Genomic DNA, 12,561 nt, shown 5'->3' with positions numbered 1-12,561 from the left:
GATGTCGTCTGGCATGACGCCTTCGCGAGCAGGCTCGCTCCCACAGGTAAACAGACAACGAAAAGAACCCAGCCAAGCGGAGCACACGTGATGCAAAAGCCTCAACCCAATTTCTACAATCTGGCCTGGCGCTGGCATTTCTATGCCGGGCTGTTCGTCGCGCCGTTCATGGTGATGCTGGCCCTGACCGGGATCATTTATCTGTTCAAACCGCAGCTCGATTCGCTGATGTACAGCAGCCTGCTCGAAGTACCGGCGGGGCACCATACGGTGCCGGCCGATGACTTGCTGCAACGGGTGAAAGCTGCCTATCCGCAGGGCCAGGTCACCCAGTACCTGCCGCCGATGAATGCCGAGCGCAGCGCGCAATTCGTGCTGAAAAACGCTGGCCACGAACTCAACGTATTCGTCGATCCGTATCACGGCGACATCCTCGGCGAGCAGGATGCCAAGCAGAATCTGCAAGCCATCGCCCGTGCGATTCACGGCGAATTGATGATCGGCACGATCGGCGATCGCCTGATCGAAATGGCTGCTGGCTGGGGCGTGGTGCTGGTGGTGTCGGGGCTGTTCCTGTGGTGGCCGCGCGGTCAGGCAGCGGGCATTCTGTGGCCGCGCCTGAGCAGTCGCGGGCGGATATTGTGGCGCGATCTGCATGCGGTCACCGGGTTCTGGGGCGCGACATTGCTGCTGGTGATGTTGCTCAGCGGCATGACCTGGACCGGTTTCTGGGGCAAGCAATACGCGCAGGTGTGGAACGTGTTCCCGGCGGCGATGTGGAACAACGTGCCAACCTCCGACATCGAGGCGCGCAGCCTCAACAGCGCCACTCGCCAGACCGTGCCATGGGCGATGGAAAACACGCCGATGCCGATGTCCGGCGACCACGCTGAACACATGAACCACGGCAACGCTCACGCCGGCCCTGCTGCCCCCGCCATCAGCCTGCAGGACGTGCAGAACATCGCCCGCGAACGCAAGGTCGAGCCCGGCTACAGCATCACGCTGCCGACCACTGCCACCGGCGTGTTCACCATTGCCGTGTTCGCCGATGATCCGCGCAACGACGCCACCCTGCACGTCGATCAGTACACCGGCAAGGTCCTCGCCGATGTGCGCTTCGAGCACTACGGCACCGTCGCGCGCGCCACGGAAATCGGCGTGATGCTCCATGAGGGCAAGATGTTCGGCACCTTCAACCAGATCGTCGTCCTGCTGATCTGCCTGATGATTCTGCTCAGCGCCGTCAGCGGCGTGGTGATCTGGTGGAAGCGGCGTCCCGAAGGCAAGTTCGGCGTGCCGCCGCTGCGCCATGATTTACCGACATGGAAAACCGGCGTGGCGATCATGCTGGTGCTGGCGGTGGTGTTTCCGCTGGTAGGGGCTTCGCTGCTGGTGGTGTGGTTACTGGATCGACTGCTGCTGTCGCGGCTGCGTAAGCAAACCGAATCCACCTCGGCTTCATCATGAATCAACTTCTGCAGGGGCAGCCTGCGGCAGCTCCTGCAGAAGTTGATGTATCCCGTCCCGAGTGCTGATCTAGACTACGTGCCCTTTTCAAGTCTCGGGATGAGTGTCATGCGCAAAACGGTTGCCCTGTCGTTGTTGGTGTTGGCTTGTGGTTCAGTGCAAGCCGATACGACGGTCGATGTCTCGCGGATTTACGGCAAGATCAAGTTCGTCGACAGCTTTCCTGATTACAAAGTGAAAGTGGTGGATTCGTTTCCCGATCTGAAGGTGAAGAAAGTCGACTCATTCCCGGATTCCGCAGGCAAGTGGAAAACCGTCGACAGCTTCCCGGATTACAAAATCCAGGTCGTCGACTCCTTCCCCGATTTCACTATCAAGTATGTCGACTCCTTCCCCGGCGTGGACTGAGTCCTGCTTAAAGCCACTGCCGTGTTGCGGTAGCACCACAATGAAGCACTTGATCGCACCACCCCCCACTGCGCGTTCCTTCCTGGTGCGCCATCACTACGTATAACCGCTCTAACACGACATTTCCCCGCCTGATCGCGACCGGGCACAGCCTTTGCAAAACCCCCTTCAGTCGTCCGCATCTGCCAATCAAAAAAAATCGAATGTTCATGGAGATCGCACAATGAAGCGTCGCAGTTTGATCAAGGCTTTCACACTCACGGCATCCATTGCCGCGATGGGCATGACCTGGACTGTCCAGGCTGCCGAGACCATCAAGGTCGGGATTCTGCACTCGTTGTCCGGAACCATGGCGATCTCCGAAACGTCGCTCAAGGACATGGCGCTGATGACCATCGACGAGATCAACGCCAAGGGCGGCGTGAACGGCAAGATGCTCGAGCCGGTGGTGGTCGACCCCGCTTCCAACTGGCCGCTGTTCGCCGAGAAAGGTCGGCAGTTGCTGACCCAGGACAAGGTCGCGGTGGTGTTCGGCTGCTGGACCTCGGTGTCGCGCAAATCGGTACTGCCGGTGTTCGAAGAGCTCAACGGTCTGCTGTTCTACCCGGTGCAATACGAAGGTGAAGAGATGTCGCCGAACGTCTTCTACACCGGCGCCGCGCCGAACCAGCAAGCGATCCCCGCCGTTGAATACCTGATGAGCGAAGAAGGCGGCAGCGCCAAGCGCTACTTCCTGCTCGGCACCGACTACGTCTACCCGCGCACCACCAACAAGATCCTGCGCGCGTTCCTGCACTCCAAAGGCGTAGCCGACAAGGACATCGAAGAGGTCTACACGCCGTTCGGTCACAGCGATTACCAGACCATCGTCGCCAACATCAAAAAGTTCTCCGCCGGAGGCAAGACTGCCGTCATCTCGACCGTCAATGGCGACTCCAACGTGCCGTTCTACAAAGAGCTGGCCAACCAGGGCCTGAAGGCTACCGATGTACCGGTGGTGGCGTTCTCGGTCGGTGAGGAAGAGTTGCGCGGCATCGACACCAAACCGCTGGTTGGCAACCTCGCGGCGTGGAACTACTTCGAGTCGGTGGAGAATCCTGCGAACAAGAAATTCGTCGCGGACTGGAAAGCCTACGCGAAGAAACACAACCTGCCGGGCGCCGATAAAGCCGTGACCAACGACCCGATGGAAGCCACCTACGTCGGCATCCACATGTGGGCGCAGGCAGTCGAGAAAGCCAAATCCACCGACGTCGACAAGGTTCGCGAAGCGCTGGCCGGGCAGACCTTTGCTGCGCCGTCCGGTTACACGTTGACCATGGACAAAACCAACCACCACCTGCACAAGCCAGTGATGATCGGTGAGATCCAGAGCGACGGTCAGTTCAACGTCGTGTGGCAGACCGAAGGCCCGATCCGCGCACAACCGTGGAGCCCGTTCATTCAGGGCAACGACAAGAAGCCGGATTATGCGGTGAAGAGCAACTGAGTCACCGGATGTCAGTCTCGCGCCTGGCGTGAGACCGACACAATCCCCCTGTGGGAGCGGGCTTGCTCGCGAAGACGTCGGCGCATCCAATATCCATGTGACTGACAGACCGCCTTCGCGAGCAGGCTCGCTCCCACAATGTCCGCGTCAAGGCGACTGACTATGCCCACTGCCCTTTTCCGATTTATCTGTGCCATCGCACTGTTGCTGCCACTCCTGGCCCACGCCGGCGACGCCGAAGACTTCGTCGCGGCCAATCCGATGCAACAGGCCAAACTGCTGGAAGCCTGGGCCGCGCAGCCCGATCCGGCCCGTATCGAATTGCTCAACGCCCTGCAACAAGGCGAATTGAACATCGACGGCCAGCAAAAAACCCTGCGCCTGAACAATCGCCTGCGGGGTCTGATCGACACCGCCATGGCCAGCCATCAATTGCTCGCCGCCGACGCCAAACTCCGTCTGAGCGCCGCGCAGCAATTGCAGAAAAGCGCGAAACCCGCGCAGCTGAGATTTCTCGACCAGCAGCTCGCTGGGGAAAAAGATGAAAGCGTGCATGCCGCCCTGAGCCTGGCGCTGGCCAACCTGCAACTGGTCGACAGCGACCCGGCGGTGCGCCTTGCGGCGGTGCGATTGCTCGGTGAAACCGGCGACCCGCTGGCACGCACGCGCCTTGAAGGTCTGCTCGAACCGGGCGTGGAAAGCGATGCCGGGGTGCGCACCGCCGCCGAAACCAGCCTCGCTCAGGTCAAACGCAAACTGCTGATCGGCGAAGTGCTCGGCCAGGCGTTCAGCGGCATGTCGCTGGGCTCGATTCTGCTGCTCGCCGCCCTCGGTCTGGCGATCACCTTCGGCCTGCTCGGGGTGATCAACATGGCCCACGGCGAGATGCTGATGCTCGGTGCCTACTCGACCTACGTCGTGCAGTTGATGTTCCAGCGCTACGCGCCGCAGGCCATCGAGTTCTATCCGCTGATTGCGCTGCCAGTGGCGTTTTTCGTCACTGCCGCCATCGGCATGGCGCTGGAGCGTACGGTCATCCGCCACCTCTACGGTCGGCCGCTGGAAACCCTGCTCGCGACCTGGGGCATCAGCCTGATGCTGATCCAACTGGTGCGGCTGGTGTTCGGCGCGCAGAACGTTGAAGTGGCCAACCCGGCGTGGCTGTCCGGCGGCATCCAAGTGCTGCCCAATCTGGTGCTGCCGTACAACCGCATCGTCATCATCGCTTTCGCATTGTTCGTGGTGGTGCTGACCTGGCTGCTGCTGAACAAGACCCGCCTCGGTCTCAATGTCCGCGCCGTCACCCAGAACCGCAACATGGCCGCCTGCTGCGGCGTGCCGACCGGGCGCGTCGATATGCTCGCCTTCGGCCTCGGCTCGGGCATCGCCGGCTTGGGCGGCGTGGCGCTGAGCCAGATCGGCAACGTCGGTCCCGACCTTGGCCAGAGCTACATCATCGACTCGTTCCTGGTGGTGGTGCTCGGCGGCGTCGGCCAACTGGCCGGGAGCGTGCTCGCCGCATTTGGCTTAGGCATCGCCAACAAGATTCTCGAACCGCAGATCGGTGCGGTACTCGGCAAGATCCTGATCCTCGCGCTGATCATTCTGTTCATTCAGAAACGTCCGCAAGGCCTCTTCGCACTGAAAGGACGGGTGATCGACTGATGAACCAGCCTCTGTTAGTCACGGCCACGCAAAAGGCCGGGCCGAAAGTCACGCTCGCGGTCGGCGGGGTGATCCTCGCGCTGCTGATCGTTCTGCCGCTGCTGTCACTGCTCGCACCAGACAATGCCCTGCACGTCTCGGCCTACACGCTGACCCTGGTCGGCAAAATCCTCTGCTACGCCATCGTCGCCCTGGCGCTGGATCTGGTCTGGGGTTACGCCGGCCTGCTGTCGCTGGGCCACGGTCTGTTCTTCGCCCTCGGCGGTTATGCGATGGGCATGTACCTGATGCGTCAGGCCGCCGGCGATGGCTTGCCGGCGTTCATGACCTTCCTGTCGTGGAGCGAATTGCCGTGGTACTGGACCGGCACCAGCAGCTTCCTCTGGGCCATGTGTCTGGTGGTGCTGGCGCCGGGTTTGCTGGCGCTGGTGTTCGGCTTTTTCGCCTTCCGTTCGCGGATCAAGGGCGTGTATTTCTCGATCATGACCCAGGCCCTGACCTTCGCCGGCATGCTCCTGTTTTTCCGCAACGAGACCGGGTTTGGTGGTAACAACGGCTTCACCAATTTCCGCACCATTCTCGGCTTCGGCATCACCGAACCGGGCACCCGCGCGGTGCTGTTTCTGGCGACCGTGCTGTTGTTGGTGGCGAGCCTGTTCATTGGCTGGCGCCTGGCGCAGAGCAAGTTTGGTCGGGTGCTGACGGCGTTGCGTGATGCGGAAAACCGTTTGATGTTCTGCGGCTACGATCCTCGCGGTTTCAAGCTGTTCGTCTGGGTGCTGAGCGCGGTGTTGTGCGGTCTGGCCGGTGCGTTGTATGTGCCGCAGGTCGGCATCATCAACCCCAGCGAGATGTCGCCGACCAACTCCATCGAAGCGGCGGTGTGGGTCGCCCTCGGCGGGCGCGGCACGCTGATCGGGCCGCTGCTCGGCGCCGGCGTGGTCAACGGCATGAAGAGCTGGTTCACCGTGGCCTTCCCGGAATACTGGCTGTTCTTCCTCGGCGCGCTGTTCATCGTCGTGACGTTGTACCTGCCCAAAGGCGTGATCGGTCTGCTGAAGAAACGAGGTGAACAATGAGAGTCACAGCGAGTGCCGATTTCATGCTCGAACCGGCGTTTTTCCCCGTGGAACCGAACAAGGACGAAGGCACCAGCCGCGACTCGATCGGCCTTGGCCAGCGCGTCGGCCCCGGCCTCGATACGCGTCACGGCACGATCCTGACCCTGGAAGACATCAGCGTCAGCTTTGACGGCTTCCGTGCGCTGAACAATCTCAACCTGTACATCGGCGTCGGCGAGCTGCGCTGCATCATCGGCCCCAACGGCGCGGGCAAGACCACGCTGATGGACGTGATCACCGGCAAGACCCGGCCCAGCCACGGCAAGGCCTGGTTCGGTGAAACCCTGGACCTGACGCAGATGAGCGAAGTGCAGATTGCCCAGTCCGGCATCGGCCGCAAATTCCAGAAGCCGACGGTGTTCGAAGCCTTGAGCGTGTTTGAAAACCTGGAGCTGGCGCAGAAGACCGACAAGTCGGTGTGGGCCAGTTTGCGTGCGCGCCTGAGCGGCGAGCAGAGAGACCGCATCAGTGAAGTGCTGGAGACGATTCGCCTGACCACTTCGGTCAATCGCCAGGCCGGCCTGTTGTCCCACGGCCAGAAGCAGTTCCTCGAGATTGGCATGCTGCTGATGCAGGACCCGCAATTGCTCCTGCTCGACGAACCGGTGGCGGGCATGACCGACGCCGAAACCGAGTTCACCGCCGAACTGTTCAAATCGCTGGCCGGCAAGCATTCACTGATGGTGGTCGAGCACGACATGGGCTTTGTCGGCTCGATTGCCGACCACGTCACGGTGCTGCATCAGGGCAGCGTACTGGCCGAGGGCTCGCTGGAACAGGTGCAGGAAAACGAGCGGGTGATCGAGGTCTACCTGGGCCGATGAATCGGCCAGCTGCAAGCGACAAGCTTCAAGCAGCAAGTAAAAGCAAAGTCATAAACAGCACTGCTCTTGCTTGCAGCTTGCAGCTTGCGGCTTGAAGCCCAACTAACGGAGTTCCGATGCTACAGGTCCAACAACTTCATCAGTACTACGGCGGTAGCCACATCCTGCGCGGTCTCTCGTTTGACGTAAAAGTCGGCGAAGTCACCTGCCTGCTCGGGCGTAACGGCGTGGGCAAGACCACCCTGCTCAAATGCCTGATGGGCCTGTTGCCGGCCAAGGAAGGCGCGGTGAATTGGGAAGGCAAACCGATTACCACGTTCAAACCGCATCAGCGCGTGCATGCCGGCATCGCCTACGTGCCGCAGGGTCGTGAGATCTTCGGGCGCCTGACCGTGGAAGAAAATCTGCTGATGGGCCTGTCGCGGTTTCCAGGCTCAGAAGCCAAAGAAGTTCCAGGTTTCATCTACGAACTGTTCCCGGTGCTGCTACAAATGAAGCAGCGCCGTGGCGGCGATCTGTCCGGCGGTCAGCAACAGCAACTGGCGATCGGCCGGGCACTGGCCAGCCGCCCGCGCCTGCTGATTCTCGATGAGCCGACCGAAGGCATTCAACCCTCGGTGATCAAGGAAATCGGCGCGGTGATCAAGCAGCTCGCGGCGCGCGGTGACATGGCAATTCTGCTGGTCGAGCAGTTCTACGATTTCGCGGCGGAACTGGCCGACCAATATCTGGTGATGTCGCGGGGCGAGATCGTTCAGCAGGGTCGCGGTGAAAATATGGAGGCCGAGGGTGTACGCGGGCTGGTCACGATCTAACGCGCCGGTCTAATCTGTAGCTTCCTAACGATAATCACAAACCATGAATTCGATTGTTGCACCTGCCCTGTTTACCCCGAGCTGGCACGCCGAGCTGGAACTGGCCTACGCGCGTTTCGGCGATTGCACGCGTCCGGTCATGCGCCGCCACCTCGGCCCGCTGCGCGTGCAAAAGCATCTGTACGCCGAAGGCCCCGAGGTCTGCCAGCACATCATCGTCCATCCGCCGGGCGGAATTGCCGGTGGTGATCGTCTGGATATCAGCGCTCGCGTCGAAGCCAACGCCTGGGCGCAAATCACCAGCCCCGGCGCGGCGAAGTGGTATCGCGCGGGTGGGCCGGCGTATCAGCAGCTCGACTTGAAAGTCGCTGCCGGTGCGACACTGGAATGGCTGCCGCAGGAAACCATCGTCTACAGCGCCGCGCAGGCCGAGTTGTGCACGACGATCGAGCTTGAAGGCGATGCGCGGCTGTTCTACTGGGACGTCGTGGCGCTCGGTCGTCCGGCCAGCGGCGAGCGTTTCGATCTTGGGCATTTCCAGGCGCACCTGGATATCCGCCGTGATGGCCGGTTGCTCTGGCACGAACGGCAGCGCATTGTCGGCAACGATGGTTTGCTCGACTCGCCCATCGGACTGGATGGCAATCCGGTGTTTGCGACGCTGCTGGTCACCGGTGAAATTGATGCCGCATTGCTGGAGCACTGCCGCTCGCTGGGGCATGAGGTGCGTGGGGATTTGACTCAATTGCCGGGGTTGCTGGTGGCGCGATGTCTGGCCGCTGAAGCGTTGCTCGCCCGCGCCTGGCTCATCGAGTTATGGCGTTTGCTCAGACCTGCGCTGCTCGGACGCGAGGCCATGCCCCCACGAATCTGGAACACCTGAAATGGATTGCCCTGTAGGAGCTGACGAGTGAAACGAGGCTGCGATCTTTTAATCTTGATCTTTAACAGCAAGATTAAAAGATCGCAGCCTTCGGCAGCTCCTACAGATCGCGATCGACCTGATCATTCTTAACTGCCGATATTGGATTCCAACAATGGACCTGACCCCACGCGAAAAAGACAAGCTGCTGATCTTCACCGCCGGCCTCGTCGCCGAGCGGCGGCTGGCCCGTGGCGTGAAACTCAACTACCCGGAAGCCATGGCCTACATCTCCGCCGCGCTGCTCGAAGGTGCACGTGACGGCCAGACTGTTGCCGAGCTGATGCACTACGGCACTACCCTGCTCAGCCGCGAGCAAGTGATGGAAGGCATCCCGGAAATGATCCCGGAGATCCAGGTCGAGGCGACGTTCCCCGACGGCACCAAACTGGTCACCGTTCACCAGCCGATCGTCTGAGGCCGCGCCATGACTTACACCATTCGCGATGCCAGCCGGGCCGATCTGCCGGCGATCCGCGACATCTACAACGACGCCGTGCTCAACACCACGGCGATCTGGAACGAACAAGCGGTCGACCTCGGCAATCGCCAGGCATGGTTCGACGCGCGTCAGTTACAGGCGTACCCGATTCTGGTGATCGTCGACAGCCAGAACGCGGTGCTGGGTTACGCCTCGTTCGGCGACTGGCGGCCGTTCGACGGATTCCGCCACACCGTCGAGCACTCGGTGTATGTGCGCAGCGATCAACGCGGCAACGGCCTCGGCCCGCAACTGATGACCGCGCTGATCGAACGCGCTCGCACCTGCGGCAAACACGTCATGGTTGCCGCCATCGAAAGCGGCAACGCCGCTTCGATCCGCCTGCACGAGCGCGCCGGTTTTCGCATCACCGGGCAGATGCCGCAAGTGGGCACCAAGTTCGGCCGCTGGCTCGATCTGACCTTCATGCAGCTGACCCTCAATCCCGGCGCTCCGCCGCCGGATGCTCACAAGGAGTGATGTCGATGAACGCCGCCCAGTTGCGCCGCGTCAACGCTGAGAGCTTTGCCCACTATCGCCAGGGCCTGATCGATCTGCTGCTCGACGCCGTCGGTTACGGCGCCAGCGTCGGTTTCATGGCCGACCTCGATGCCGCCCAGGCGCGCGCGTATTTCGATGAGGTGCAGGACAACATCAACAAGGGCAGCACGCTGCTCTGGGTGGTGGTGAAGGACGAGCAGGTGCTGGCCAGCGTGCAACTGGGCCTGTGCCAGAAGGCCAATGGTCTGAACCGCGCCGAAGTGCAGAAACTGCTGGTGCGCGAACACGCGCGGCGCCGTGGCCTCGGCCAGCAACTGATGCAGGCGCTGGAACTCGAAGCGCCCAAGCACAAGCGCGGCATGCTCTATCTCGACACCGAGGCCGGCTCGCCGGCGGAAGATTTCTACAAGGCACTGGGCTATGTGCGCGCCGGCGAAATTCCCGATTACGCCTGCGACCCCAACGGCATCTATCGCCCGACCGCTCTCTATTACAAAGTCCTGCAAGGAGCCCAGCGATGATTCCTGGCCAATACCAGATCCAGCCCGGCGACATCGAACTCAACGTCGGCCGCCGCACCGTGAGCCTGAAAGTCGCCAACAGCGGCGACCGGCCGATCCAGGTCGGTTCGCACTTTCACTTTTTCGAAACCAACGACGCGCTGACCTTTGATCGCGCCGCCAGTCGCGGCATGCGCCTGAACATTCCGGCCGGCACCGCCGTGCGCTTCGAGCCGGGCCAGAGCCGCGAAGTCGAGCTGGTCGATTACGCCGGGCATCGCCGGGTGTTCGGCTTTGCCGGACGCATCATGGGTGATCTCGACTGATATCGGCGAGCCCCGAAAAGATCGCAGCCTTCGGCAGCTCCTGCCAATGTCACCTGGTCTCAAGCCGATCACTGACTGTAGGAGCTGTCGAGCGCAGCGAGGCTGCGATAGCGAGCTATGCGAGCGATCTCAAAAACAATTGAATCCCAAGGCAAGCACATGAAGATTTCTAGAAGCGCCTACGCCGACATGTTCGGCCCCACCGTCGGCGACAAGGTGCGCCTGGCCGATACCGAGCTGTGGATCGAGGTCGAAAAAGACTTCACCACCTACGGCGAAGAGGTGAAATTCGGGGGCGGCAAAGTCATCCGCGACGGCCAGGGCCAGAGCCAGTTGCTCGCCGCCGAAGTGGTCGACACGCTGATCACCAACGCGCTGATCATCGACCACTGGGGCATCGTCAAGGCCGACGTCGGCCTCAAGGACGGGCGCATCGCCGCGATCGGCAAGGCCGGCAACCCCGACGTGCAGCCCAACGTGACCATCGCCATCGGCGCCGGTACCGAAGTGATTGCCGGCGAAGGCATGATCCTCACCGCTGGCGGCATCGACACGCACATCCACTTCATCTGCCCGCAGCAGATCGAAGAAGCGCTGATGAGCGGCGTCACCACCATGATCGGCGGTGGCACGGGACCGGCCACCGGCACCAACGCCACCACCTGCACGTCCGGCCCGTGGCATCTGGCGCGCATGCTCCAGGCCGCCGATGCCTTCCCGATGAACATCGGTCTGACCGGCAAGGGCAACGCCAGCCTGCCGGAGCCGTTGATCGAACAGGTCAAGGCCGGCGCCATCGGCCTCAAACTGCACGAGGACTGGGGCACCACCCCGGCGAGCATCGACAACTGCCTCAACGTTGCCGATCAGTACGACGTGCAGGTGGCGATCCACACCGACACCCTCAACGAATCCGGTTTCGTCGAAACCACCCTCGGCGCATTCAAGGGCCGCACCATCCACACCTATCACACCGAAGGCGCCGGTGGCGGCCACGCGCCAGACATCATCAAGGCGTGTGGTTTCCCCAACGTGTTGCCGAGCTCGACCAACCCGACGCGGCCGTTCACCCGCAATACCATCGACGAACACCTCGACATGCTGATGGTCTGCCATCACCTCGACCCGAGCATCGCCGAAGACGTCGCGTTTGCCGAAAGCCGTATCCGCCGCGAAACGATCGCCGCCGAAGACATCCTTCACGACCTCGGCGCGTTCTCGATGATCAGCTCCGACAGTCAGGCCATGGGCCGCGTCGGCGAAGTCATCACGCGCACCTGGCAGACCGCCGACAAGATGAAAAAACAGCGCGGCCCGCTGCCCCAGGACGGCGAAGGCAACGACAACTTCCGCGCCAAACGCTACATCGCCAAATACACGATCAACCCGGCAATCACCCACGGCATCAGCCATGAAGTCGGTTCGATCGAAGTTGGCAAATGGGCAGACCTGGTGCTGTGGCGCCCGGCGTTTTTCGGCGTCAAACCGACGCTGATCCTCAAGGGCGGTGCGATTGCCGCGAGCCTGATGGGAGATGCCAACGCCTCGATTCCGACGCCGCAACCGGTGCACTATCGCCCGATGTTCGCCAGCTATGGCGGCTCGCTGCACGCCACCAGCCTGACCTTCATAAGCCAGGCGGCGCACGAAGCGGGATTGCCGCAAGCGTTGGGGTTGAAGAAGAAAATCGGCGTGGTCAAAGGCTGCCGCGACGTGCAGAAAACCGACCTGATCCACAACGACTATCTGCCGAACATCGATGTCGATCCGCAGACTTATCAGGTCAAGGCTGATGGCGTGTTGCTGTGGTGCGAGCCGGCGGAAACACTGCCGATGGCGCAGCGGTATTTTCTGTTCTGACTACAAAAAGGCCCTGCGGGGCCTTTTCAAGGTTGAGTCAGAAAGACCGCGTTATCGTTCTTCGCGAGCAGGCTCGCTCCCACAGGGACCCGCGTACACCGATCCCTGTAGGAGCTGCCGAAGGCTGCGATCTTTTGATCTTGACCCTCATTAAAGATCAAAAGATCGCAGCCTTCGGC

13 protein-coding genes are annotated in these 12,561 nt (G+C 61.6%); all 13 read left to right on the top strand.

Annotated elements, in window-relative coordinates; all coding sequences use genetic code 11:
• The first annotated feature begins 90 nt into the window (after nt 1–90).
• The 13 genes from AC4IHP_RS20955 (at nt 91) to ureC (ending at nt 12,382) form a co-directional block, all read left to right on the top strand.
• The gene (locus tag AC4IHP_RS20955; RefSeq protein WP_490832640.1) at nt 91–1,470 is read left to right on the top strand and encodes a PepSY-associated TM helix domain-containing protein; all 1,380 of its coding nucleotides are present in this window, start codon (nt 91–93) and stop codon (nt 1,468–1,470) included.
• 108 nt (nt 1,471–1,578) lie between these two features.
• Nucleotides 1,579–1,878: a 7(1) septoil knot domain-containing protein gene (locus AC4IHP_RS20950; protein ID WP_460123537.1), complete on the top strand. Its 300-nt coding sequence runs from the start codon at nt 1,579–1,581 to the stop codon at nt 1,876–1,878.
• A gap of 223 nt (nt 1,879–2,101) precedes the next feature.
• Nucleotides 2,102–3,367: an urea ABC transporter substrate-binding protein gene (gene urtA / locus AC4IHP_RS20945; RefSeq protein ID WP_056787644.1), complete on the top strand. Its 1,266-nt coding sequence runs from the start codon at nt 2,102–2,104 to the stop codon at nt 3,365–3,367.
• A 162-nt stretch (nt 3,368–3,529) separates the two neighbouring features.
• Nucleotides 3,530–5,032, top strand: coding sequence for an urea ABC transporter permease subunit UrtB (urtB, locus tag AC4IHP_RS20940; RefSeq protein ID WP_490832639.1), 1,503 nt, complete (start codon nt 3,530–3,532; stop codon nt 5,030–5,032).
• Nucleotides 5,032–6,111, top strand: coding sequence for an urea ABC transporter permease subunit UrtC (gene urtC, locus AC4IHP_RS20935; RefSeq protein ID WP_041480690.1), 1,080 nt, complete (start codon nt 5,032–5,034; stop codon nt 6,109–6,111). The genes urtB and urtC overlap by 1 nt, the downstream gene beginning before the upstream one ends.
• Nucleotides 6,108–6,977, top strand: coding sequence for an urea ABC transporter ATP-binding protein UrtD (gene urtD, locus AC4IHP_RS20930; protein WP_490832638.1), 870 nt, complete (start codon nt 6,108–6,110; stop codon nt 6,975–6,977). Before urtC ends, urtD begins: the two co-directional genes overlap by 4 nt.
• A gap of 116 nt (nt 6,978–7,093) precedes the next feature.
• Complete coding sequence (gene urtE, locus AC4IHP_RS20925) at nt 7,094–7,792, top strand: urea ABC transporter ATP-binding subunit UrtE (protein ID WP_056787636.1); 699 nt, start codon at nt 7,094–7,096, stop codon at nt 7,790–7,792.
• A gap of 43 nt (nt 7,793–7,835) precedes the next feature.
• Entirely contained in the window at nt 7,836–8,675 is an 840-nt protein-coding gene (locus AC4IHP_RS20920; RefSeq protein WP_490832637.1) for an urease accessory protein UreD, read from the top strand.
• 154 nt (nt 8,676–8,829) lie between these two features.
• Nucleotides 8,830–9,132: an urease subunit gamma gene (gene ureA, locus AC4IHP_RS20915; protein ID WP_003221215.1), complete on the top strand. Its 303-nt coding sequence runs from the start codon at nt 8,830–8,832 to the stop codon at nt 9,130–9,132.
• A 9-nt stretch (nt 9,133–9,141) separates the two neighbouring features.
• Complete coding sequence (locus AC4IHP_RS20910; protein WP_460123519.1) at nt 9,142–9,675, top strand: GNAT family N-acetyltransferase; 534 nt, start codon at nt 9,142–9,144, stop codon at nt 9,673–9,675.
• A gap of 5 nt (nt 9,676–9,680) precedes the next feature.
• Nucleotides 9,681–10,217: a GNAT family N-acetyltransferase gene (locus tag AC4IHP_RS20905; protein ID WP_460123516.1), complete on the top strand. Its 537-nt coding sequence runs from the start codon at nt 9,681–9,683 to the stop codon at nt 10,215–10,217.
• Nucleotides 10,214–10,522, top strand: a complete 309-nt coding sequence (locus AC4IHP_RS20900) for an urease subunit beta (RefSeq protein ID WP_016771893.1) — start codon at nt 10,214–10,216, stop codon at nt 10,520–10,522. The genes AC4IHP_RS20905 and AC4IHP_RS20900 overlap by 4 nt, the downstream gene beginning before the upstream one ends.
• A gap of 159 nt (nt 10,523–10,681) precedes the next feature.
• Nucleotides 10,682–12,382 (top strand): urease subunit alpha, encoded by a 1,701-nt coding sequence (gene ureC, locus AC4IHP_RS20895; RefSeq protein ID WP_460123513.1) that lies wholly within the window; start codon nt 10,682–10,684, stop codon nt 12,380–12,382.
• Nucleotides 12,383–12,561: the final 179 nt, after the last annotated feature.

It is taken from the genome of Pseudomonas sp. UF-293 (assembly GCF_058245595.1).
This window is presented reverse-complemented; position numbering and strand designations above follow the sequence as displayed.